Source organism: Stutzerimonas frequens, from assembly GCF_024448335.1.
Taxonomy (GTDB): domain Bacteria; phylum Pseudomonadota; class Gammaproteobacteria; order Pseudomonadales; family Pseudomonadaceae; genus Stutzerimonas; species Stutzerimonas frequens.
In genome coordinates this window covers 44,488-66,502 of record NZ_JAMOHM010000020.1, presented here as the reverse complement: position 1 = coordinate 66,502, position 22,015 = coordinate 44,488, and the positions used below count along the sequence as shown (strand labels likewise).

Sequence of the window (22,015 nt, the reverse complement as noted above, 5' to 3'; positions counted from 1 at the left end):
GGGGGGGGGGGGGGGGGGGGCAGTACCATCTGCGAAAATTTACCGTACGCCCATTCCCATAAAGGATTGTTCAAGCCAGGCTGCTCAGGATCTCGATAATCAGTTGAGAAACCGGGTCCTCATCGGCATGGCATCATTCATGGTTTTAGATGATAGCTATTTGAAAAATAACCTATTATTCATATGGTTATGACGCAAAAAATGATAGAGTGGGAATGATCTGAAGCAATGAGGGCAGCCCAGGCTGCCCTCATGCTATGCGCAGCCTCCGCAGAGAGGCGCGTCGAGCCTGATGGGCCCATGAATTCGGACTGGCTGGAGCCCATGCATGTCCTTTACCCGTAGACAGATTCTCGCCGGCCTGGCCGGCCTCGGTGTGGTCGGCCTGGCCGGTAGCGGTGCGCGCTACTGGCTCGGTCGCCCGGCCGATATCACCACCCACGACTATGAACTGATCGCCGCGCCGCTGGATGTCGAGCTGGTGCCCGGCCACGTTACACCGGCGTGGGCCTATGGCGGGCAGGCGCCTGGTCTCGAGCTGCGTGGTCGCCAGGGTGACTGGTTGCGCGTGCGTTTCATCAACCAGCTGCCGGAGCCCACCACCATTCACTGGCACGGCATCCGTCTGCCGTTGGAAATGGACGGCGTGCCCTTTGTGTCGCAGCTGCCGGTCCTGCCCGGGGAGTTTTTCGACTACCGCTTCCAGCTGCACGATGCCGGCAGCTTCTGGTATCACCCGCACACCAGCAGCGCCGCGCAGCTGGGTCGCGGGCTGGTCGGTCCGCTGATCGTCGAGGAGCGCGAACCGAGCGGCTTCCGCCACGAGCGCACACTCAATCTGAAGAGCTGGCACATCGACAAGCAGGGCGCCTTCACCGAATTCAGCGTGCCGCGCGAGGCGGCCCGCGGTGGCACGCCGGGAGTGCTGTCGACGATCAACGGCAAGCATGCTCCGGTGCTGGATCTGCCGGCCGGGCAGGTCGTACGGCTGCGCGTGCTGAACCTCGACAATACGCTGACCTATCGGCTGAACCTGCCGGATGGCGAGGCGCGCGTCTATGCGCTCGACGGCCACCCGATCGCGCCGCGTCCGCTGGGCAAGGAGTACTGGCTCGGCCCGGGCATGCGCATCGACCTGGCGCTCAAGGTGCCGCGGGCAGGCACCGAGCTGTCCTTGCGCAACGGTCCGTTGCGGCTGGCGACGCTGCGCTCGGTAGCGCATGACGAAGTCACTGGCGACTGGCCGCCGGCACTGCCGGCCAACCCGGTCGCGGTGCCGGACCTGCAGCGGGCCGAGGTGCTGCGCTTCAATTTCGAGTGGGCCGGCCATCTTTCAGCGGATGTCGAGCAGGGGGCGGCCTACACGTTCTGGCAGATCAACGGCCAGGCCTGGGACATCAACGACAAGAGCTGCGCCGAGCGGCCGATCGCGACGCTGAAGAAGGATGGTCACTACATCTTCGAGCTGCGCAATCTCAGTCAGTATCAGCATCCGATCCACCTGCACGGCATGACCTTCCAGGTGATCTCGTCCAACCGACGCAAGATCGACCCCTGGTTCACCGACACCTATCTGCTGGGCAAGAACGAGACGGCTCGCATCGCGCTGGTCGCCGATAATCCGGGCACCTGGATGTTCCATTGCCATGTCATCGACCATATGGAGACCGGCCTGATGGCCGCGATCGAGGTGGTATGAAACAGGGCAGGGCACAGTCGTGAGGACGCCGCAGATCATCGACCGCAGCCAGGATGAGCGGTTCATGCGCGAAGCCCTGGCGCTGGCAGCGCAGGGTGCCGCGTTGGGTGAGGTGCCGGTGGGCGCTGTGCTGGTGCAGGATGGGCGGATCATTGGGCGCGGCTTCAACTGCCCGATCTCGCAGCACGACCCCAGTGCCCATGCGGAAATGGTTGCGGTGCGTGACGCAGCGCAGGCGCTGCAGAACTATCGGCTACCCGGCGTGACGCTCTACGTCACGCTGGAGCCGTGCAGCATGTGCGCCGGTCTGATCGTGCATTCGCGCATCCAGCGGGTGGTCTACGGCGCCACCGAGCCGAAGGCGGGTGTGGTGGTCAGCCGCGGTCAGTTCTTCGAGCAGGCCTTTCTCAACCATCGTGTCTTGGTCGAGGGCGGCGTGCTGGCGGAGGAGTGTGGTGCGGTACTCAGCGAGTTTTTCCGCCAGCGCCGGCAGAAGGGGCGAGCGGACGGCTGATGCCGGTACGCCGTCAGCAGGGCAATGTCCTAAGCTGCGCGGTTCAGCGGGCTGCCGCGGCAGTCGGTAGTATGTCGCGGGCAGCGACGCTGCCCTGGGCCGGAAACACTACCAGATGATCGGCGGCGATGGCGATGCCGACGTCCTGCCCGGTCGGGTAGTCCGCGTGGCTGGGGAAGATGGCCACCAGCTGGTTGCCGGTGGGTAGCTGCAGTCGGTACAAGGTGGACGCGCCGAGGAAGGTCTTGCCAACGATCAGTGCCCGCAACGGGCTTTCCGGCCGGTAGACGATATCGTCCGGGCGCAGCAGCACGTCTACCGAGCTACCTGCGGGCCAGTTGTAGGCGCGGTTGCCGCGAATCGGGCCTAGCTCGGTCTGTACCGTTTCAGGGTCCAGCAGCTGTCCGCGGATGAAATACCCCTGCCCGATGAAGCTGGCGACAAAGGGTGTCAGCGGCTCGTGATAGAGATTGAATGGGGTGTCCCACTGCTCCAGCCGGCCATCCTTGAACACGCCGACCTGATCGCTCACGGCGAAGGCCTCTTCCTGGTCGTGAGTCACCAGAATCGCGCTGGTGTTGCGCGCCTTGAGGATTTCGCGCACCTCGTGGCTGAGGCGTCGGCGCAGTTCCACGTCGAGGTTGGAGAAGGGCTCGTCGAGCAGCAGCAAGGCCGGTTCCGGCGCCAGCGCCCGGGCCAACGCCACGCGCTGCTGCTGACCGCCGGAAAGCTCATGCGGATAGCGTTTACCGAGCGCGCTCAGGTGCACCAGCTCGAGCATCTCGCCAACGATTCGTGAGCAGTCAGGCTGCTTGCGGATACCGAAGGCGATGTTTTCCGCCACGGTGAGGTGGGGAAATAGCGCGTAGTCCTGAAACACCATGCCGATGCGGCGTTTCTCCGGCGCGAGGGTAAAGCCCGAGCGGGAGATGACCGACTCCGCCAGGTGAATCTCGCCCTGGTGCACCGGCTCGAAGCCGGCGATGGCGCGCAGCGTGGTGGTCTTGCCGCAGCCGGACGGACCCAGCAGGCAGCCGATGTCGCCGCGGTTCAGATGCAGGTTCAGGTGCTGGACGATGCTCTGCTCGCCGTAGCCGCAGGCCAGGTCACGCAGTTGCAGCAGCGGCGGCTCGTGTTTCATGCGTGGTGATAAGCCGGCTCGACGAGAAACTCCAGCAGCGCCTTCTGCACATGCAGGCGGTTCTCGGCCTGATCCCAGGCGACCGAGCGCGGATCATCGAGCAGGTCGTGACTGATTTCCTCGCCACGGTGGGCTGGCAGGCAGTGCATGAACAACACGTCTTCGGCGGCGCAATCGAGCAGGGCGCGGTCCACCTGATAGGGGCGGAACGTGGCCAGGCGGGCAGCGGCTTCGTCTTCCTGGCCCATGGAGGCCCAGACGTCGGTGCTGATCAGGTGTGCCCCTGCAGCCGCTTCGCGCGGATCGCGCATCACCTGCACGCGATCACCGGCGCGTGCCATCAGCTCGGCGTCGGGCTCGTAGCCCTCGGGACAGGCGACCTTCAGCTGGAAGTCGAACTGGATGGCAGCTTCTATATAGGTATTGCACATGTTGTTGCCGTCGCCGATCCAGGCCACCGTCTTGCCGGCGATGCTGCCGCGGTGCTCATGGAAGGTCTGCATGTCGGCCATCAGCTGGCAAGGGTGCAGGTCATCGGAAAGACCGTTGATGACCGGCACGCTCGAGTTGGCGGCGAATTCGGTGAGGGTCGAGTGGGCGAAGGTGCGGATCATCACCGCATCGAGCATGCGCGACATGACGATGGCCGAATCGCTGATCGGCTCGCCGCGCCCGAGCTGGGTGTCGCGCGGCGAGAGGAAGATCGCCTGGCCGCCGAGCTGGATCATGCCGGCTTCGAAGGACAGGCGGGTGCGGGTCGAGGCTTTCTCGAAGATCATGCCCAGCACGCGATTCTTCAGGGGTTCGAACAGGACGCCGCGCTCGCGCAGATCCTTCAGCTCGATGCCGCGGCGGACCAGGCTGTTCAGCTCCTGGGGCGTGCAGTCCATCAGTGAGAGAAAATGCCTTGCGCTCATATCAACTACCTTTATTGCCGCAGCGCGATCCAGTGCTTTTCGACAGAAAAAGGGGACCGACGACTGGGGGTCGCACGGGGAGCGACGAAACGGGAAAGGCGCGATCTTATCCAGAAAGCGAGCACAGGCGCAAATCCTCGACCCACCGGCCTTCGGCCGGCTGAATCGCAGTATTGGCGGCCTTTGCGCGACAACATAGCCGAGTCCTACGCTCGGCTTTCCCGCGCGTTTTCCGTTACAATGCGCGGCAACCGTGTCTAGCCGAGGTACTCCATGGATATCATCGAAACCATCAAAGAACAGATCGCCAACAACCCGGTCCTGCTTTATATGAAGGGCTCGCCCAACGCCCCGCAGTGCGGCTTCTCCGCTCGTGCGACCCAGGCCGTGATGGGCTGTGGCGAGAAGTTCGCTTATGTCGACATCCTGCAGAACCCGGAGATTCGCGCCAACCTGCCGACCTACGCCAACTGGCCGACCTTCCCGCAGCTGTGGGTGAACGGTGAGCTGGTCGGTGGCAGCGACATCATCCTCGAGATGTTCGAGAAGGGTGAGCTGCAGACCCTGATCAAATCCGCTGTCGGCAAGACCGAGGCGTAAGCACGGTCTGACCGTGTAGGCATTGCCTGATGCCCGCATCGAAGGATGCGGGCATTTTTGTTTGTGCTGCGTCTCGAAAAAATGCCGCTCGGCTGACGTCGTTGATCATTATGGTTTTTTCGCAGTCACAGTTCGCTGTGAGGGCGTTTACCCTCTGTTCTGTTTCGCCCATTTGAAGTGAGAGACGCCACCCGATGCCCTATATGCGAATGCTGCCCTTTCTGATCGTGTTGGCGGTCGTCCTTTTCAACGGCCTGAAGCCGGAGCCGGTGCCGCAACTGTTCGATCAGCAGGACAAGCTGCATCATCTGCTGGGTTTCGCCGCGCTGGCTTTTACGCTGCGCCTGGCGTTTCCGCGGGTACCGTTCCTATGGGGGCTGGGCCTGACGCTCGTCGCTGCCCTGTCGATCGAGATAGGGCAGGGCTTGCTGCCTTATCGGACCGCTTCGCGCTGGGACATGTTGGCCAATGTGCTGGGTGTGCTGCTGGGCTGGGGCTGTTCACTGATTGCGCAGGGCTGGTGGCGTCAGCGGCTGGGCGAGCCGCTTGCCGAGTAGGATTCGGCAATCTGGGCTCGATGCGCTAGTGGGAATGCGCGCTGCGCGGCCCCGAAGGGGTGAGCGAAGCGAATAACCTGGGACATGGTCCCTGGTGAGAGTCCGGCATCCACAAAAAAGCCCCGGTATTAACCGAGGCTTTCGAATTTGGCTCCGCGACCTGGACTCGAACCAGGGACCCAATGATTAACAGTCATTTGCTCTACCGACTGAGCTATCGCGGAACAACGGTGCGTATCCTACTGTTTGGAAAGGAGAAGTCAACCCCTCCCACAGTGCGTCGGGGCCGGGCGCGTGATACGCCATGGCCCCGGCGCGTCAGCTCAGAGCACCTGGACGATGGCGTCGGTGACGTGGCCGATATTGCTGCGATTCAGTGCCGCGGCGCAGATCCGGCCGGTGCTGATGGCGTAGACGCCGAACTCGACCCGCAGCCGCTCGACCTGTTCGGCGGTGAGCCCCGAATAGGAGAACATGCCGCGCTGCGCAGCGACGAAACTGAAGTCCGTCTTCGCGCCCTTGGATGCCAGCAGCTCGACCATGCTCAGGCGCATCTCACGAATGCGGCTGCGCATCTCGCCCAGTTCGGCTTCCCACATGGCGCGCAGTTCTGGGCTATTGAGTACAGCGGAGACGATCATGGCGCCATGGGTCGGCGGGTTGGAATAGTTGGTGCGGATCACGCGCTTGACCTGCGACAGCACGCGAGCTGACTCATCGCGGCTCTGGGTGACCATCGACAGCGCGCCGACACGTTCGCCGTACAGCGAGAAGGACTTGGAGAACGAGCTGGACACGAAGAAGGTCATGCCCGACTCGGCGAACAGGCGTACCGCCGCGGCGTCCTCTTCGATGCTGTCGCCGAAGCCCTGGTAAGCGATGTCGATGAACGGTACGTGATCTTGGGCGCGTAGCACGTCGAGAATCTGCTTCCAATCGTCCAGGTTCAGATCGACACCGGTCGGGTTGTGGCAGCAGGCGTGCAGCACGACGATGGAGCGGGGCGGCAGGTTCTTCAGGTCCTGCAGCAGACCGGCGCGGTCGATGCCATGAGTGCTGGCGTTGTAGTAGCTGTAGTTCTGCACCGGGAAGCCGGCCGACTCGAACAGCGCGCGATGGTTTTCCCAGCTCGGGTTGCTGATGGCAACCACGGCGTCCGGCAGCAAACGCTTGAGGAAGTCTGCGCCAACCTTGAGTGCGCCGGTACCGCCGAGCGCCTGGGTAGTCACCACCCGGCCTTCGGCGATCAGCGGAGAATCGTTGCCGAACAGCAGCTTCTGTACGGCAGCATCGTAAGCGGCGATGCCTTCGATCGGCAGGTAGCCGCGCGGCGCGTGGGCGGCGATGCGGGCATGCTCTGCCTCGACCACGGCGCGCAGCAGCGGAATACGACCTTCTTCGTTGTAGTAGACACCGACACCGAGGTTGACCTTGTTCGGCCGCGTGTCGGCGTTGAAGGCTTCATTGAGGCCGAGGATAGGATCGCGCGGCGCCATTTCGACAGCAGAGAACAAACTCATGGTGAGGGGGCTCGAAAGAGAAGAGTGACTAGATTCACCACCCTCGCGTCGGCGCGCAGGGTGATGCGCAAACGGGGCGGTAGTATAGCGGTCAAGCCTGTTGCCTGCGATATGCTACCGAGGTTTTCTGATCACTTTCGGTGCGTTTTGCGTACTGAAAAGATGGGCGGTTTCTCAGCCCCGCGCGCCAATCGCAGGGGCGTACTTCAGGAACCGCTGGCTGTCGCGCCAAACCGCTGGAAGGCTGTCGAAAGTCCGGCTGCCAAGCTCGCACACGTTACCTAGAGAGGCGAAATGTCCAAGTTCGAACTGGTCACCCGTTTCAAGCCGGCCGGCGATCAGCCGGAGGCCATTCGGCAGATGATCGAAGGCATCGAGGCGGGGCTGTCGCACCAGACGCTGCTGGGCGTTACCGGCTCGGGCAAGACCTTCAGCATCGCCAACGTCATCGCCCATGTGCAGCGACCCACGCTCGTGCTGGCGCCGAACAAGACGCTCGCCGCGCAGCTCTATGGCGAGTTCAAGGCGTTCTTTCCGAACAACGCGGTGGAGTATTTCGTTTCCTACTACGACTACTACCAGCCGGAAGCCTATGTGCCGTCGTCGGACACCTTCATCGAGAAGGACGCATCGATCAATGATCACATCGAGCAGATGCGCCTGTCGGCAACCAAGGCGCTGCTGGAACGCCCGGATGCGATCATCGTCACCACGGTGTCGTGCATCTACGGCCTGGGCGATCCGCAGTCGTACCTGAAGATGGTGCTGCACGTCGATCGTGGTGATCGGCTCGATCAGCGCGAGCTGCTGCGCCGGCTGACCGGGCTGCAGTACACCCGCAACGACATGGATTTCGCCCGAGCCACCTTCCGTGTGCGCGGCGATGTGATCGACATCTTTCCGGCGGAATCGGACCTCGAAGCGGTGCGCATCGAACTGTTCGATGACGAGGTGGAGAGCCTGTCGGCCTTCGATCCGCTCACCGGCGAAGTGATCCGCAAGCTGCCGCGCTTCACCTTCTATCCCAAGAGCCACTACGTGACGCCGCGGGAAACGCTGCTCGATGCCATCGAGAAGATCAAGGACGAACTGCGCGAGCGCCTCGATTACCTGCGCAGCCAGAACAAGCTGGTGGAGGCGCAGCGTCTGGAGCAGCGCACGCGCTTCGATCTGGAAATGATCATGGAGCTGGGTTACTGCAACGGCATCGAAAACTACTCGCGCTATCTGTCCGGGCGTGATGCCGGCGAGCCGCCACCGACGCTGTTCGACTACCTGCCGGCCGATGCCCTGCTGGTGATCGACGAATCCCACGTTTCGGTGCCGCAGGTCGGCGCGATGTACAAGGGCGACCGCTCGCGCAAGGAAACCCTGGTGGAGTACGGCTTCCGCCTGCCATCGGCGCTGGACAACCGGCCGATGCGCTTCGACGAGTGGGAAGCGATCTGCCCGCAGACCATCTTTGTCTCCGCGACACCCGGACCTTATGAGGCCGAACATGCAGGCCGCGTGGTGGAGCAGGTCGTGCGTCCGACGGGGCTGGTCGATCCGCAGATCGAGGTGCGTCCGGCGCTGACGCAGGTCGACGACCTGCTGTCAGAGATCCGCAAGTGCGTGGCCAAGGAGGAGCGGGTGCTGGTCACCACGCTGACCAAGCGCATGGCCGAAGACCTGACCGACTACCTCGGTGATCACGATGTGCGGGTGCGCTACCTGCATTCGGACATCGATACCGTGGAGCGGGTGGAGATCATCCGTGACCTGCGCCTGGGCACGTTCGATGTGCTGGTGGGCATCAACCTGCTGCGCGAAGGCTTGGACATGCCTGAGGTGTCGCTGGTGGCGATTCTCGACGCGGACAAGGAAGGCTTCCTCCGCTCGGAGCGTTCGCTGATCCAGACCATCGGCCGCGCCGCGCGCAACCTCAATGGCCGGGCGATTCTCTACGCCGACAATGTCACCGGTTCCATGCAGCGCGCCATCGACGAGACCGAGCGCCGTCGCGCCAAGCAGATCGCCTTCAACGAGGCTCATGGCATCGTGCCCAAGGGCGTCAAGAAGGATGTGCAGGACATTCTCGAGGGCGCCACGGTCCCCGGCTCGCGCAGCAAGAAGCGGCGTGGCGAGGCCAAGGCGGCGGAGGAGAGTGCGCGCTACGAGAAGGAGCTGCGTTCGCCGAGCGAGATCACCAAGCGGATTCGCCAGCTGGAGGAGAAAATGCTGAGCCTGGCGCGCGATCTGGAATTCGAGGCGGCCGCCGAGGCACGCGACGAGATTCACAAGCTGCGCGAGCTGTTGCTGCAGGTCTGAATACCTGCAGCGGCATGAGTCAGGTGCGCAATGGTGCGTGCTCCGGTGTTCGGCTGGAGCCCAGCGCGGCGTGCCTGCTAACATTCGCCCTTTCGATTTTCGTCCGTCCTTTTTCGTCCGAGAGCTTCCATGACCACGGTTCGCACCCGCATTGCGCCTTCCCCGACCGGCGATCCTCACGTCGGCACCGCCTACATTGCGCTGTTCAATCTGTGCTTCGCCCGTCAGCACGGCGGCCAGTTCATCCTGCGCATCGAGGATACCGATCAGGTGCGCTCGACCCGAGAATCCGAACAGCAAATCTACGACGCGTTGCGCTGGCTGGGTATCGAGTGGGACGAGGGCCCGGATGTCGGTGGCCCGCATGGCCCGTACCGGCAGAGCGAGCGCGGCGAGATCTACAAGAAGTATTCGGATGAGCTGGTCGCCAAGGGGCACGCCTTCCCCTGCTTCTGTAGCGCCGAGCGCCTGGATCAGGTGCGTGCCGAGCAGATGGCGAATAAGGAAACGCCGCGTTATGACGGCCATTGCATGCACCTTGATCCGGCCGAAGCCGAGCGTCGCATTGCTGCTGGTGAATCGTATGTGATCCGCATGAAGGTGCCGAGCGAAGGCGTGTGTCAGGTCAACGACATGCTGCGCGGCACCGTCGAGATCGGCTGGGATCGCATGGATATGCAGGTGCTGATGAAGGCCGACGGCCTGCCGACCTACTTCCTTGCCAACGTGGTCGACGACCACCTCATGGGCATCACCCATGTGCTGCGTGGCGAAGAGTGGCTGCCATCGGCGCCCAAGCTGATCAAGCTGTACGAGTACTTCGGCTGGGAACAGCCACAGCTGTGCTACATGCCGCTGCTGCGCAATCCGGACAAGAGCAAGCTGTCCAAGCGCAAGAACCCGACCTCGGTGACCTTCTACGAGCGCATGGGCTTCCTGCCGCAGGCGATGCTCAACTACCTCGGCCGTATGGGCTGGTCGATGCCGGATGAGCGCGAGAAGTTCACGCTCGACGAGATGATCGAGCACTTCGACATCAACCGGGTATCGCTCGGTGGACCGATCTTCGATCTGGAGAAGCTCTCCTGGCTCAACGGCCAGTGGCTGCGCGAGCTGCCGGTCGAGCAGTTCGCTGCCGAAGTACAGAAGTGGGCGTTCAATCCCGAGTACATGATGCAGATCGCGCCGCACGTGCAGCAGCGCGTGGAAACCTTCAGTCAGATTGCGCCATTGGCTGGCTTCTTCTTTTCCGGTGCATTGCCGCTCGACCCCGCATTGTTCGCTCACAAGAAGCTCGATGCCACGCAGGTGCGCCAGGTCATGCAACTGATCCTGTGGAAGCTCGAGGCACTGCGCCAGTGGGAGAAGGAACGCATCACCGCCTGCGTCACTCAGGTCGCCGAACACCTTGGCTTGAAGCTGCGCGACGTGATGCCGTTGATGTTCGCCGCGATTACCGGTCAGGCCAGTTCTGTCTCCGTGCTCGATGCAATGGAGATTCTCGGCCCGGATCTGACGCGCTTCCGCCTGCGCAACGCGCTGGAGCTGCTTGGCGGGGCGTCGAAGAAGGAAGTCAAGGAGTGGGAGAAGCTTCTGGCCAGCCTCGCCTGAGCCGAGGCGGTGCCGACTCAGGCACCGCCATTCTGCTTGGTGGTTCGGCAGCATCGTGTTGCGACCGTTGGTCGGCGGTAAGTAATTGTTCCTGCTGCCAAAAAAACTGCGGTCGCGCCGAAATTTGTTGTTGACACTGCCGGGGGGCACCCCTAATATGCGCCCCGTCCTCGAGATGGGGCTATAGCTCAGCTGGGAGAGCGCTTGCATGGCATGCAAGAGGTCGACGGTTCGATCCCGTCTAGCTCCACCAATCTCGAAGAGCAGAATTGCCACCAGCCTGTAGCCATCGAAGTACAGGTTGCGCTTGAAGGGATTGCGTCCCCTTCGTCTAGTGGCCTAGGACACCGCCCTTTCACGGCGGTAACAGGGGTTCGAGTCCCCTAGGGGACGCCACTATTCAGCGATGTTCGCATCGCACGTCGAGGGACGCTAAATCCGGGGCTATAGCTCAGCTGGGAGAGCGCTTGCATGGCATGCAAGAGGTCGACGGTTCGATCCCGTCTAGCTCCACCAAATTGCCAGCGATTCCAAAATTTCGGAATCGTCGAAGGTTTCGTCCCCTTCGTCTAGTGGCCTAGGACACCGCCCTTTCACGGCGGTAACAGGGGTTCGAGTCCCCTAGGGGACGCCATTTTTATTGCCCGTTTTGGGCTTCAAGGGGTCATCTTTCATGAGATGGCCCTTTTTGTTTTGCGCGACGAAAATGCGTTGCGTTGGCTGAATGGCTCGTCATAGCCGTCGGCAGCGGGCGTGACTTGCCGGCTCAGCTGCGCTTTCATAGGCCATCGCATCGGTCATCAAGGGTATCTGACGAATGAGCTGGGACCAGCCACAGGCGTTCATCATTGACCTGCAAGTCGAGGTGGAACATATCGACGAGCTTGGGCATGCCAATAACGCGGTCTATGTGACATGGCTGGAGCAGTGCGCCTGGCAGCACTCGCAGAGCCTGGGGCTGGGAATAGCCGACTATCGGCGGCTCGACCGGGCCATGGCGGTGCTGCGCCATGAAATCGATTACCTCGCCGCGGCCTATGAAGGCGATGAGCTACAGCTCGGCACCTGGATTTCGGAGTCCGATCAGCGCCTGAAGATGAAGCGCAGTTTTCAGCTGATCAGGTCCGCCGACGGCGCGACGCTGCTGCGCGCGCAGACCACCTTCGTCTGCATCGAGCTTTCCAGCGGCAGGCCCAAGCGCATGCCGCCGGAGTTCATTGAGGGCTATGGCAATGCGTTGATACAGCCCTATCCGCTAGAGCTCTGATGGGTGGCTTAGCCGCGTTGCTCCGGTTTCATCACGTCGCTTTCGCGGCGCTTCTCGGCGTCGTCGCGCCAGTCGTCCTGGACTTCTTCTTTCATCCGCTGTTTATCGCCATCCTTGTTGTCGTGCATCTGGTCGTCGCCATGCTTCTGTTGCTGGATGTTGGTACCTTGCGGCTGCGTGTTCATCATGTCCTGATCGGCGATCGCCATCGCGGAGAACAAGCTGCCTAGCGTGATGATGCCTGCGTACAAGATTTTCATCTGAGCCTCCGACTATCGGGTGGTAAGGGGCTTGCCCTTTCATTAACGACCTGTCGTGCTGAAGTTTCGTTCATTCCATTCCGGTAGCGGTTCCGTGAGTCAGGCCAGTTCCCGCAAGATCATCCATATCGATTGCGATTGCTTCTATGCCGCGATCGAAATGCGCGACGATCCGAGTCTGGCGCGCCGGCCGATCGCGGTCGGCGGCGCAGCGGACAGGCGCGGCGTCATCGCCACCTGCAACTACGAGGCGCGCGCGTATGGGGTCCGCTCGGCCATGGCGTCCGGCCACGCCCTCAAGCTCTGCCCAGACCTGCTGATCCTGCGTCCTCGGATGGAGGCCTACCGCGAAGCCTCGCGCGAGATCCATAACATCTTTCGGACCTATACCGAGCAGATCGAACCGCTGTCGCTGGATGAGGCCTACCTGGACGTCACCGCCTGCGAACACTTTTCCGGCAGCGCCACGCGCATAGCCGAGGACATCCGTCGGCGTGTCTGGCAGCAGTTGCGCATCACCGTGTCGGCAGGCGTGGCGCCCAACAAGTTCCTGGCCAAGATTGCCAGCGAATGGAACAAGCCCGACGGTCTGTTCGTGATCACCCCGACGCAGGTCGAGGAGTTCGTGCGGGCGTTGGAAGTGAAGCGTCTGCATGGTGTCGGTCGAGTCACTGCCGAGAAACTTGGGCGCCTGGGAATCCACACCTGCAATGACCTGCGTGAGTGGGGCAGATTGGCGCTGGTCCGCGAGTTCGGCGCCTTTGGTGAGCGCCTCTGGGGGCTGGCGCGCGGCATAGACGAGCGTCCGGTACAAGTGGAAAGCCGGCGTCAGTCGGTGAGTGTCGAGCAGACCTACGACCGCGATCTGCCTGACCTTGCGGCCTGTATCGAACGCCTCCCTGAGCTGCTGCAGCAGTTGGGAGTGCGTATGGCCCGGCTGGACGGCGGCTATCGGCCCGGCAAGCCATTCGTCAAGCTGAAGTTCCATGACTTTACCCAGACCACGCTGGAACAGGCCGGTGCCGGGCTGGAGCTTGGCGACTACGCGGAGCTGCTTGCCGGTGCTTTCGCGCGTGGTGGCCGCCCGGTGCGGTTGATTGGAATCGGCGTTCGTCTGATCGACCTGCGTGGAGGCTTCGAGCAGCTCAGTCTGTTCTAGCCGTCCCCGCCTGAGGCACCCTGGCTCCGGAACTTGGCTCGGCGGCGGCTGCCGTTCGTCTGAATCTTCCCCTGCAAAGTCACCCTCGGCAGCCCGCCCATAGAGAGCGCCTTTCGCCTGTTGACGGGCTCACCCGCATCATGACGCGAGTGAAATGACGCATCTTTGGCGAATGCTTGATTCACGACAATATTTGGACCTGCGCGGCGGATATTGTTAGAGTCCGGTTAGATGGCAATATGCTATCTAGTGACGTCATCCGTATCGATCATCTGTTTTCTGGCGGCTGAAGCCCGACGTCCTGGCAGGGGAGCCATTGGTGGGTCTGTTTTCTTCTTCATCCAGAAAGTCCAAGCCGGCCGGCACGCTGGGCATTGAGCCGGGACCGCAAGGTCTCGCGCTGGCGCATCTGCTGCGCTCGCCAGGGGAGCGGCCCGCGCTGCTGCGCTGTGAATATTTCGAAGGTCCGGTCGATGCCCACGCTGCGCTGCTGGAGCGGGCGGTGAGCGAGCGCACCCTGCAAGGGCTACCGGTCAATCTCCTGCTACATCCATCCGAGTACCAGCTGTTCCTGCTCGAGGCCGCTGACGTCCCGCCGCAGGAGCTTCGTGACGCCATGCGTTGGCGAATCAAGGACATGATCAGCCAGTCGCTGGACGACGTCGTGATCGACTGTTTCGCCCTTCCGGAGGACGCCTATCGCGGGCGTACGCGCATGGTCTATTGCGCGGTGCTGGACAAAGGCCGCATGCAGCAGTACGTCGAGCTGGTGCAACAGGCGGGGCTGCGGCTGGCCAGCATCGATATCACCGAGATGGCGTTTCGTAACCTGGGCATGCTCGCCGGCGCCGAGGGCGTCAACATCGCCCTGCTGCGTCTGCGTACCAGCGAAGGCCTGATCTGCATTCAGAACGGTGCGGATCTCTACATGGCGCGGCGCATCGAACAGGGCCTGGCTCGTGCCGCCCAGGAGCTGGGCAGCATGACGCTGGAGATCCAGCGCTCGCTCGACTATTTCGAGAGTCAGCTCGGCAAGGGCTACATCAACCGGCTGATGCTTCTCCCCATGAAGCAGGACGGCGAGCGGACCTACCAGGGGCTTGCCGGCGGTTTGGCAGTCAACCTTCAGCGCCTCGATCTGCGCGATCTGTTCCCGGGCCAGCCAGCCGCGGATCTGAGCGAAGCGCAGCAGGCCTTCTGTCTCGGCGCCGTTGGCGCCGCGCTGCGGCAGGACGCCCCCTGATGCAGAACGTCAACCTCTATCAGCGTGAACGCCGCGCACAGGGTGGGCCGCGCCCGCGGATGATTCTGCTCGGTGCATGCGCGCTGCTCGTGGCGCTGCTGGCGCATGCTGCCTGGCAGGGCTGGATGCTGAAGCAAAGCGCGCTTGCGCGCCAGGCGGCCGAGGCGCAGGCGCTGGCTGCCGAATCCGAGCTGACGGCCTTCAGGGCCGGTTATCGCGAGCCGACGCTGGATAACCGGTTGCCGGCACAGCTGGCGGAACGCGAGGCGCGAAACCGCCAGCTGCAAGCGCTGGCGACGCACCTGCAAACGCTCGACAGCCAGCTGCGTGACGGTTTCGCACCGCTGCTCGCTGCGCTCTCCGAGCGCCATCCACCCAGCGGGCTCTGGCTGACGCGCATCCGCCTGCAGGCCGGAGGCAGCGACATACTGCTGAGAGGGCTGAGCCAGGACCAGGAGCTGCTGCCGCTCTACCTGGAAAGCCTGGGACGCAGCGACGCCCTGCGCGGACGTGAGTTCGGCAGCTTCGACCTGCAGCGCGAAGACGATGGCCTGCTGCTGTTCCACCTGTCGTCCCGTGCCATCAAGGAGAGCGAGAATGAATGATCGCGTGGATAGCTTGCGGCAACGCTGGCAGGCGCTGGCTCCGCGTGAGCAGTGGTTGTGCTTGCTGGTAGGCCTGACCTTGCTGTCGCTGCTTTATGTGCTTCTGGTTGCCGATCCGCTGACCCGGCGCATCGCAGAAGAGGACAGCCAGCGTCGCCTCGCGGAGGCCCGTCGGCTGGAGGCGACCAAGACACGCCTGGAGCTACAGGCGAGACTGGCTGCCGATCCAAATCTGCCTTACCAGCGCGCGATCGAGGCGGCTGATGCCAGCCGCGAACAGATCCTGCGACGTATCGACGAGCAGACCAGCTCGCTGGTGTCACCGTCCCGCATGAAGGTCCTGCTGCAGGACCTGTTGCGTCGCCAGCCGCGGCTGCAGATGGTTGGGCTGCAGAGCTTCAGCACGCCGCTGGAGCTGCCGGGCGCCGCCTCGGTGGACGCCGACGCGACTTCAGCCGCGCCAGGCTTTTATCGTCACGGTCTGCGCCTGACGCTGCAGGGCGGTTATTTCGACCTGCTCAGCTATCTGCAGGCGGTGCAGGACAGCGGCTGGCGCCTGCATTGGGACAGCCTCGATTACCTGATCGAGGACGCCGGCCCGGACGCGGCGCGCATTACCTTGGAACTGCATACCCTCAGTCGCCATGCGGGGTGGGTCGGTGTCTAGAGTTCTGCCCTTCGTTTGTCTGATGTGCCTGCTACCGGCTTCGGCATTCGCCCTTGATCCGACGCGACCGCCGGCGGCGCTTGTCTCTGCGATGCCTGCACAACAGCCATCGGCCGCGCTGCAACTGCAGGCGATCTTCCGTGGCGCGCAAGGCGCACGAGCCGTTCTCAATGGCCGCTCGCTGCGAGTCGGCGACAGCCTGGCCGAGGCCCGGCTGCTGGCCATCAACACCAACTCCGTTTTGATCGAGCGCGACGGCCAGCGGCAACTGCTGCGTCTGGTTGCGCCTATCGTCACCCCGAGCCAAACCCGACCATGATGCCGACCTTTCTGCCGCGCCTCGGCTTGCTGAGCCTGTTCTGTCTTCTGGCCGCCTGTCAGACCTTCGAGGATGGCGATCAGCGTCTTTACGAGCAGAGCAATCGGCTGTTCGAGCAGAGCCTGGAACAGAGCCAGGCCAAGGCAATGCCACCACCTTCGGTACAGGCGGCGCTGATTCCGCCGCTGGACATTGCAGGCGATGCACTCGCCAGCGGTCCGCGCTTCGACGTGGTGGCCAACGACATGCCGGCCCGCGAGTTCTTTCTCAGCCTGATGGATAACGCCGGGCAGAACCTGCTGGTACACCCTGACGTGACCGGCAATATCACCTTCAGCCTGCGCAACGTGACGCTGGAGGAGGTGCTGGCAGCGGTGCGTGACAGCTACGGTTATGACCACCGCCGCACCAGCTACGGCTATCAGATCCAGGCCAATACCGCGGTGACGCGCACTTATGACCTGAACTACCTCAACCTGCAGCGCCAGGGCATGAGCGATACGCGGGTCAGCTCCGGCCAGGTCACGACCAGCGACAATACCGGTACGGGTGCAGGCGGCACCACGACCAGCACCACTTCGAGCACCGTCAATGCCAGCCAGCTGCTGACCAGCAGCAACGTCGACTTCTGGAGCGAAGTACGCGAGGTGGTGGCGATGATGATCGGCGGCGAGGCTGGCAACAGCGTGGTGGTCAATCCGCAGGCCGGCCTGCTGGTGGTGCGCGCGTCGAGCAGCGACCAGCAAAGCGTCGAGCGCTTCCTGCAGCAGGCCCAGCGCAATCTGCAGCGGCAGGTGATTCTGGAGACCAAGATTCTCGAGGTGAATCTCTCCGACGGATTCCAGTCCGGCATCAACTGGGCACAGCTGGGATCGATGGGCAACGCCGAGTTCGCCCTGGGCGTGCAGGGCGACGCGCTGAGTGGCGTGAACAACGTCGGCGGCGTGTTCAGCGCAGCAGTCAGCGTCGGCGATTTCAGCGGTGTGCTGCAGCTGCTCGAGACCCAGGGTGATGTGCGGGTACTGTCCAGTCCGCGCATTTCCACGCTGAACAACCAGAAGGCAGTGATCAAGGTTGGCACCGACGAGTTCTTCGTCACCGACGTCTCGACCACCACCACGTCGCTCGCCGGCGGTACCACCGCGCCCGACCTGGACATCACCCTGACGCCGTTCTTCTCCGGTATTTCGCTGGACGTAACCCCCCAGATCGACGAGCACGAGCAGGTCACTCTGCATGTGCGGCCGACCGTCAGCCGCGTGCAGGACCAGAACAAGAGCATCCAGCTGGGCAGCTCCGACAATGTCTTCAACCTGCCGCTGGCGCTGTCTACCACGCGCCAGTCGGATTCCATCGTGCGCGCTCGTAGCGGTCAGGTGGTGGTGATCGGCGGTCTGCTGGAGAACCGCAATACCAACAACGATGCCAACATTCCCTGGGCGTCCAAGCTGCCCATCGTCGGCGGCCTGTTCCAGCAGCAACGCAAGGCGTTCCAGCAGACCGAGCTGGTGATTCTGATGCGCCCGCAGGTGATCGATGATCAGGTCTGGCTCGACGAGCTGCGGCGCAGCGCCGAATCGTTCCGCCAGGTCAGGTAGGGCGCATGTACGAGGCATTCTTCGGGTTGCGCGAAAAGCCGTTCGCACTGACGCCCAACACCGGCTTCATGGTGCGCCTGCCGTCGTATCAGGCCTGCCTGAACCTGCTGCGCGTGGCGCTGGCCGAAGGCGAGGGCTTCATCAAGGTGACCGGGGAGGTCGGGACCGGCAAGACGCTGCTCTGCCGCGAGCTGCTCAAGCGGCTGGACGCCGAATGCTATCAGGTCGCCTGGTTGCCGAACCCGGCGCTCGGCCCGATGGCGTTGCGTCAGGCACTGGCGCATGAGCTGCATATCGCCCATGTCGAGCGTCTGGACGATCACGGTCTGCTGACTGCGTTGCATCGTCGGCTGATCGAGCTGGCGGCCGCCGGACGCAGCACCGTGCTGTTGATCGATGAGGCTCAGGCGCTGCCCGCGGAAACGCTGGAGGCCCTGCGCTTGCTGACCAACCTGGAGACGGAGCAGCGCAAGCTGTTGCAGGTGGTATTGTTCGGTCAGCCTGAACTGGACGAGACGCTGAGCCATGTGAGCTTTCGCCAGTTGCGCCAGCGCATCACCTTTTCCTACCGGTTGCGGCCGCTCGACGCCAGCGATGTCGGTCGCTATCTGCATGAGCGCCTGGCTGTGGCCGGCTATCAGGGCAGCCCGCTGTTCGGACCTGCCGCGGTGCGATTGCTGGCCAGGAGCAGCGGCGGCATTCCGCGCCTGCTCAACATTCTCGCCAACAAATGCCTGATGGTCGCCTTCGGTGAGGGGAGACCACGGATCACGCGGCGTCACGTGCAAAGGGCGCTGGCGGATACCGAAGGGGCGCGCCCGTTCCTGCAGAGCGCGTCGCCACTGCGCTGGGCGATGGCTGCCGGCGTCGCCACCCTGAGCCTGTTGCTGGGTGTTTGGCCTTGGCTCTCGCGCCTGATCGAGGTGCAGCCATGAGTCTGGTCAACGACATGCTGCGCGATCTGGAAGCCCGCGGCGCCGCATCCGGCGGGCAAGGGCCGCTGATCGGCATGCAAGCGGTGGATGAAGCTGCGGCGCTACGCCGGCAGCGTTCGGCGCGCATCAGACGCTGGCTGGTGCCGGCGGCGGTGGTCGTTGTGGCGGCCGGCGCCGGGCTTGCCGTGGAGCGCTGGGCGGCAGTGCCCGAGCGCGCCGAGGCGCCTGCAGCCGTGCCCGCTTCGACGTCGGTCGACGTCGTACGCCTGCTCGATGTGCTGCCGCATCAGGAGCCAGGCCGTTTCGTGCTGCAGCTGCTACTGGATCGCCCGGTCAGTTACCAGCGTACCGATGAGGGTGGCGCGGTCAGTCTGCGATTGTCTGGTGCCGAGCTTGCCGGTGAGGCGCGTAGCGGACGTTTCGAACAGGATGGGCTGAGCCTTTCCTGGCGTGTCGAGGCTCGCGGCGACGAGGCGCGAGTGCTGCTGTTCGGCTTGACCGAGCGTCTCGACATCCGTGATCGCCTCGAGCCGGCCGGTGGCCATGCTCAGCTCTGGCTGGAGGTGAAGCGGCAAGCGAACGAGCCGGCGGTTACGAGCGAGGCCCTTGAATTGCCGGTGGCCGAAGCCGCCGATGTGCAAGCGGACCTGCCCGACTGGGTGACCCGCACCGTGCCGGAAGCCGTGACCGCCGATGTTGTGCCACCTGCGCGGCAGCCCACCGAAACGACCGTCGAGCCCGAGCCCGTGCCCGCGCCGGAGGTTGCCGCGCAGGCATCGCTGCGTATCGGCAGCCACCGGCCGGACCCGTTGCTCGAGGCGCAGCAGGCCTTGCAGCAGCAGAACTACCCACGTGCCGTCGAGCTGCTGCAAGCGCTGCACGAGGCACAACCGGACAACCCGGAGGCAACGCGCTGGTTGGCCCGGGCCTACCTGGCTGACAACCAGCTCGAAGCGCTCCTGGCCTGGCTGCCTGGGCAGCTGCGGGCCCGGCCTGAGGATGCCGAACTGCGCATGCTGCTGGGCCGGGCACAGCTGCTCGGCGGCGACAAGGCCGCGGCGCTCGCCACCCTCGAACAGCATTCGCCAGCTGTTGCGGCCAACCCGGGCTATCACGCGCTGCTGGCTGCATTGCGGCAGCAGGTCGGCGATTGGTCGGGCAGCGCTGCGCTCTATCGGCAGCTGGTCGCGCTACAGCCGCAGCAGGCCGCCTGGCAGCTGGGTCTGGCCATCGCGCTGGAGCAGCTCGACCAGCCCACCCTGGCTGCCGAACGCTATCGGCTGGCCGTACGTGGCCAGGGGCTGGATGGCAATGCACGGCGTTTCGCCGCCGAACGGGCTGCCGCCCTGGGAGATGGTCGATGACCCAGCAAGACATGCGTCAACGCAAGATCCGCCTGGGCGACCTGCTGGTCCAGGCCGGACTGATCAGCGAGGCTCAGCTGCAACTGGCCCTGCAGGATCAGAAACGAACCGGCTCCAAGCTTGGCCGCACCGTGCTGGACCTCGGCTTCATCGACGAAGGCCGCCTGCTGCGCGCCCTGTCCGAGCAGCTGCAGATCCCCTTCGTCGAACTCAAGCATTACAAATTCGACAACGGGCTGACCCAGAGCCTGCCCGAGGCGGTCGCCCGGCGCTTCCGCGTCATCGTGCTGTCGCGGCAGGGCGACGGCTTGCTGGTGGGCATGACCGATCCGCTGGACATCTTCGCCCAGGACGAGATCGAGCGCCTGCTGGGCAAGCGCGTCCACCCGGCGGTGGTGCGTGAGAGCGAGTTGCTCGGCGCCCTGGACCAGCTCTACCGCCGCACCAGCGAAATCGCCTCGCTGGCCGGCGAGCTGGAAGGCGAGCTGCAGGAAAGCGACTTCGACCTCTCGCGCCTCGGTGAAAGCAACAGCGACGCGCCGGTGGTGCGCCTGCTGCAGACGCTGTTCGAAGACGCGGTGCAGATGAAGGCCTCCGACATCCACATCGAGCCGGACGAAGGCGTGGTGCGCATCCGCCAGCGCATCGACGGCGTGCTCAACGAGCAGGTGATGAAGGAGCACCGCGTCGCCTCGGCGCTGGTCATGCGTCTGAAGATCATGTCCGGCCTGGATATCTCGGAAAAGCGCCTGCCGCAGGACGGGCGTTTCAATATCCGGGTGAAAAACCGCAACCTCGATGTGCGGGTCTCGACCATGCCGGTGCAGTTCGGCGAGTCGGTGGTCATGCGCCTGCTCGACCAGAGCGGGGCGATGTTCCAGCTCGACGGGACCGGCATGCCGCCGGTGATGCTCGAGCGCTTCCGGCGCCTGCTGCAGCGTCCGCACGGGATGGTACTGGTCACTGGCCCGACCGGCTCGGGCAAGACCACTACGCTCTATGCCGGGCTTTCCGAGCTGAACAGCCCGGAAAAGAAGATCATCACCGTCGAGGACCCGGTCGAATACCGGCTGCCGCGGGTCAATCAGGTGCAGGTCAACGCCAGGATCGAACTGACCTTCGCCCGCGTGCTGCGCGCCGCGCTGCGCCAGGACCCGGACATCGTGCTGGTCGGTGAGATCCGCGACCAGGAAACCGCCGAGATCGGCCTGCGCGCCGCGCTGACCGGCCACCTCGTGCTCTCGACGCTGCACACCAACGACGCCCTGACCTCGGCCATGCGCCTGATCGACATGGGCGTCGAGCCGTTCCTTGTCGCCACCGCGCTCAACGCCGTGCTGGCCCAGCGTCTGGTGCGCCGGGTGTGCGAGAACTGCATGGAAGACGACACGCCCGATCCGCGCCAGCTGGCCTGGCTGCAGAGCCTGCACGACGCGCCGCTCAGCGACTACCGCTTCAAGCGTGGCAGCGGCTGCCACCATTGCCACAACTCCGGTTATGCCGGCCGCGTTGGCGTCTACGAACTGCTCGAGCTGGACGAACCGATGATCGCCGCGCTTCGTCGGGGTGATCCGCAGGGCTTCGCCGAGGCCGCGCGCCAGCAGGCGCACTATCGACCCTTGGCGGCCTGCGCGCTGGATTACGCCATCGCCGGGGTCACCAGCCTCGAAGAAGTGCTGAAAGTCTGCGCGACGCTCGCCGATGATGAGGTGGCGGCATGATGCTGCGG

The 22,015-nt window shown here is 63.8% G+C and carries 21 protein-coding genes and 5 tRNA genes; 21 read left to right on the top strand and 5 right to left on the bottom strand.

Annotated features, from left to right (window positions below; all coding sequences use genetic code 11):
• The 3 genes from NAO55_RS20155 to tadA form a co-directional block, all read left to right on the top strand.
• A partial coding sequence (locus tag NAO55_RS20155) for a hypothetical protein (RefSeq protein ID WP_256070301.1) occupies positions 1-193 on the top strand: 193 nt, incomplete at its 5' end.
• 135 nt (positions 194-328) lie between these two features.
• On the top strand, positions 329-1,699 hold the full coding sequence (locus NAO55_RS20150; RefSeq protein ID WP_102839872.1) for a multicopper oxidase family protein: 1,371 nt from the start codon (positions 329-331) through the stop codon (positions 1,697-1,699).
• A gap of 19 nt (positions 1,700-1,718) precedes the next feature.
• On the top strand, positions 1,719-2,213 hold the full coding sequence (gene tadA, locus NAO55_RS20145) for a tRNA adenosine(34) deaminase TadA (protein WP_102839873.1): 495 nt from the start codon (positions 1,719-1,721) through the stop codon (positions 2,211-2,213).
• A 43-nt stretch (positions 2,214-2,256) separates the two neighbouring features.
• On the opposite strand, the gene NAO55_RS20140 is transcribed toward tadA, so the two are convergent.
• A complete protein-coding gene (locus tag NAO55_RS20140) occupies positions 2,257-3,354 on the bottom strand; it encodes an ABC transporter ATP-binding protein (protein WP_102839874.1) in 1,098 nt (365 codons plus the stop codon).
• A complete protein-coding gene (argF, locus tag NAO55_RS20135; RefSeq protein WP_102839875.1) occupies positions 3,351-4,271 on the bottom strand; it encodes an ornithine carbamoyltransferase in 921 nt (306 codons plus the stop codon). Before argF ends, NAO55_RS20140 begins: the two co-directional genes overlap by 4 nt.
• Before the next feature lie 273 nt (positions 4,272-4,544).
• On the opposite strand from argF, the gene grxD reads away from it, so the two are divergent.
• Entirely contained in the window at positions 4,545-4,871 is a 327-nt protein-coding gene (grxD, locus tag NAO55_RS20130) for a Grx4 family monothiol glutaredoxin (protein ID WP_015276168.1), read from the top strand.
• 194 nt (positions 4,872-5,065) lie between these two features.
• Positions 5,066-5,428, top strand: coding sequence for a VanZ family protein (locus NAO55_RS20125; protein WP_102839876.1), 363 nt, complete (start codon positions 5,066-5,068; stop codon positions 5,426-5,428).
• A 148-nt stretch (positions 5,429-5,576) separates the two neighbouring features.
• On the opposite strand, the gene NAO55_RS20120 is transcribed toward NAO55_RS20125, so the two are convergent.
• Both NAO55_RS20120 and NAO55_RS20115 read right to left on the bottom strand, forming a co-directional pair.
• Positions 5,577-5,652: transfer RNA gene (locus tag NAO55_RS20120), tRNA-Asn, on the bottom strand.
• 99 nt (positions 5,653-5,751) lie between these two features.
• Positions 5,752-6,948: an amino acid aminotransferase gene (locus NAO55_RS20115; RefSeq protein WP_063542510.1), complete on the bottom strand. Its 1,197-nt coding sequence runs from the start codon at positions 6,946-6,948 to the stop codon at positions 5,752-5,754.
• A gap of 294 nt (positions 6,949-7,242) precedes the next feature.
• On the opposite strand from NAO55_RS20115, the gene uvrB reads away from it, so the two are divergent.
• The 7 genes from uvrB (at position 7,243) to NAO55_RS20080 (ending at position 12,136) form a co-directional block, all read left to right on the top strand.
• Positions 7,243-9,258, top strand: coding sequence for an excinuclease ABC subunit UvrB (gene uvrB, locus NAO55_RS20110; RefSeq protein WP_063542512.1), 2,016 nt, complete (start codon positions 7,243-7,245; stop codon positions 9,256-9,258).
• A 129-nt stretch (positions 9,259-9,387) separates the two neighbouring features.
• On the top strand, positions 9,388-10,869 hold the full coding sequence (gltX, locus tag NAO55_RS20105; RefSeq protein ID WP_102839877.1) for a glutamate--tRNA ligase: 1,482 nt from the start codon (positions 9,388-9,390) through the stop codon (positions 10,867-10,869).
• Positions 10,870-11,046: 177 nt separating this feature from the next.
• Positions 11,047-11,122, top strand: a tRNA-Ala gene (locus NAO55_RS20100).
• Positions 11,123-11,189: 67 nt separating this feature from the next.
• Positions 11,190-11,265 (top strand) — tRNA-Glu (locus NAO55_RS20095).
• A gap of 44 nt (positions 11,266-11,309) precedes the next feature.
• A tRNA-Ala gene (locus NAO55_RS20090) sits at positions 11,310-11,385 on the top strand.
• A 42-nt stretch (positions 11,386-11,427) separates the two neighbouring features.
• A tRNA-Glu gene (locus NAO55_RS20085) sits at positions 11,428-11,503 on the top strand.
• A gap of 183 nt (positions 11,504-11,686) precedes the next feature.
• Positions 11,687-12,136 carry an acyl-CoA thioesterase gene (locus NAO55_RS20080; RefSeq protein ID WP_102839878.1) on the top strand — a complete coding sequence of 150 codons (450 nt, stop codon included), beginning with the start codon at positions 11,687-11,689 and terminating at the stop codon, positions 12,134-12,136.
• Between the two features lie 8 nt (positions 12,137-12,144).
• On the opposite strand, the gene NAO55_RS20075 is transcribed toward NAO55_RS20080, so the two are convergent.
• Complete coding sequence (locus NAO55_RS20075; protein WP_102839879.1) at positions 12,145-12,396, bottom strand: hypothetical protein; 252 nt, start codon at positions 12,394-12,396, stop codon at positions 12,145-12,147.
• Positions 12,397-12,490: 94 nt separating this feature from the next.
• On the opposite strand from NAO55_RS20075, the gene dinB reads away from it, so the two are divergent.
• The 9 genes from dinB to NAO55_RS20030 all read left to right on the top strand — a co-directional run bounded on the left by dinB (position 12,491) and on the right by NAO55_RS20030 (position 22,007).
• On the top strand, positions 12,491-13,555 hold the full coding sequence (gene dinB, locus NAO55_RS20070; RefSeq protein WP_102840389.1) for a DNA polymerase IV: 1,065 nt from the start codon (positions 12,491-12,493) through the stop codon (positions 13,553-13,555).
• A 319-nt stretch (positions 13,556-13,874) separates the two neighbouring features.
• Positions 13,875-14,798, top strand: a complete 924-nt coding sequence (locus tag NAO55_RS20065) for a type IV pilus biogenesis protein PilM (RefSeq protein ID WP_102839880.1) — start codon at positions 13,875-13,877, stop codon at positions 14,796-14,798.
• Positions 14,798-15,403, top strand: a complete 606-nt coding sequence (locus NAO55_RS20060; RefSeq protein WP_102839881.1) for a PilN domain-containing protein — start codon at positions 14,798-14,800, stop codon at positions 15,401-15,403. Before NAO55_RS20065 ends, NAO55_RS20060 begins: the two co-directional genes overlap by 1 nt.
• Positions 15,396-16,070: a type II secretion system protein GspM gene (locus NAO55_RS20055; protein ID WP_102839882.1), complete on the top strand. Its 675-nt coding sequence runs from the start codon at positions 15,396-15,398 to the stop codon at positions 16,068-16,070. The genes NAO55_RS20060 and NAO55_RS20055 overlap by 8 nt, the downstream gene beginning before the upstream one ends.
• 91 nt (positions 16,071-16,161) lie before the next feature.
• Complete coding sequence (locus NAO55_RS20050; protein WP_232244563.1) at positions 16,162-16,389, top strand: Type II secretory pathway component; 228 nt, start codon at positions 16,162-16,164, stop codon at positions 16,387-16,389.
• A complete protein-coding gene (mshL, locus tag NAO55_RS20045; RefSeq protein WP_102839883.1) occupies positions 16,386-17,987 on the top strand; it encodes a pilus (MSHA type) biogenesis protein MshL in 1,602 nt (533 codons plus the stop codon). The genes NAO55_RS20050 and mshL overlap by 4 nt, the downstream gene beginning before the upstream one ends.
• Positions 17,988-17,992: 5 nt before the next feature.
• Positions 17,993-18,922: an ExeA family protein gene (locus NAO55_RS20040; RefSeq protein ID WP_102839884.1), complete on the top strand. Its 930-nt coding sequence runs from the start codon at positions 17,993-17,995 to the stop codon at positions 18,920-18,922.
• The gene (locus NAO55_RS20035; RefSeq protein WP_102839885.1) at positions 18,919-20,286 is read left to right on the top strand and encodes a tetratricopeptide repeat protein; all 1,368 of its coding nucleotides are present in this window, start codon (positions 18,919-18,921) and stop codon (positions 20,284-20,286) included. Before NAO55_RS20040 ends, NAO55_RS20035 begins: the two co-directional genes overlap by 4 nt.
• Positions 20,283-22,007, top strand: coding sequence for a GspE/PulE family protein (locus NAO55_RS20030; RefSeq protein WP_102839886.1), 1,725 nt, complete (start codon positions 20,283-20,285; stop codon positions 22,005-22,007). The genes NAO55_RS20035 and NAO55_RS20030 overlap by 4 nt, the downstream gene beginning before the upstream one ends.
• Positions 22,008-22,015: the final 8 nt, after the last annotated feature.

Excerpts from the sequence above, each read along its gene's own strand:
- NAO55_RS20150 (WP_102839872.1), top strand. The coding sequence starts at position 329 with ATGTCCTTTACCCGTAGACAGATTCTCGCCGGCCTGGCCGGCCTCGGT.
- NAO55_RS20140 (WP_102839874.1), bottom strand. The coding sequence starts at position 3,354 with ATGAAACACGAGCCGCCGCTGCTGCAACTGCGTGACCTGGCCTGCGGC.
- argF (WP_102839875.1), bottom strand. The coding sequence starts at position 4,271 with ATGAGCGCAAGGCATTTTCTCTCACTGATGGACTGCACGCCCCAGGAG.
- grxD (WP_015276168.1), top strand. The coding sequence starts at position 4,545 with ATGGATATCATCGAAACCATCAAAGAACAGATCGCCAACAACCCGGTC.
- NAO55_RS20125 (WP_102839876.1), top strand. The coding sequence starts at position 5,066 with ATGCCCTATATGCGAATGCTGCCCTTTCTGATCGTGTTGGCGGTCGTC.
- NAO55_RS20115 (WP_063542510.1), bottom strand. The coding sequence starts at position 6,948 with ATGAGTTTGTTCTCTGCTGTCGAAATGGCGCCGCGCGATCCTATCCTC.
- uvrB (WP_063542512.1), top strand. The coding sequence starts at position 7,243 with ATGTCCAAGTTCGAACTGGTCACCCGTTTCAAGCCGGCCGGCGATCAG.
- gltX (WP_102839877.1), top strand. The coding sequence starts at position 9,388 with ATGACCACGGTTCGCACCCGCATTGCGCCTTCCCCGACCGGCGATCCT.
- NAO55_RS20080 (WP_102839878.1), top strand. The coding sequence starts at position 11,687 with ATGAGCTGGGACCAGCCACAGGCGTTCATCATTGACCTGCAAGTCGAG.
- NAO55_RS20075 (WP_102839879.1), bottom strand. The coding sequence starts at position 12,396 with ATGAAAATCTTGTACGCAGGCATCATCACGCTAGGCAGCTTGTTCTCC.
- NAO55_RS20060 (WP_102839881.1), top strand. The coding sequence starts at position 14,798 with ATGCAGAACGTCAACCTCTATCAGCGTGAACGCCGCGCACAGGGTGGG.
- NAO55_RS20055 (WP_102839882.1), top strand. The coding sequence starts at position 15,396 with ATGAATGATCGCGTGGATAGCTTGCGGCAACGCTGGCAGGCGCTGGCT.
- NAO55_RS20050 (WP_232244563.1), top strand. The coding sequence starts at position 16,162 with ATGCCTGCACAACAGCCATCGGCCGCGCTGCAACTGCAGGCGATCTTC.
- mshL (WP_102839883.1), top strand. The coding sequence starts at position 16,386 with ATGATGCCGACCTTTCTGCCGCGCCTCGGCTTGCTGAGCCTGTTCTGT.
- NAO55_RS20040 (WP_102839884.1), top strand. The coding sequence starts at position 17,993 with ATGTACGAGGCATTCTTCGGGTTGCGCGAAAAGCCGTTCGCACTGACG.
- NAO55_RS20035 (WP_102839885.1), top strand. The coding sequence starts at position 18,919 with ATGAGTCTGGTCAACGACATGCTGCGCGATCTGGAAGCCCGCGGCGCC.
- NAO55_RS20030 (WP_102839886.1), top strand. The coding sequence starts at position 20,283 with ATGACCCAGCAAGACATGCGTCAACGCAAGATCCGCCTGGGCGACCTG.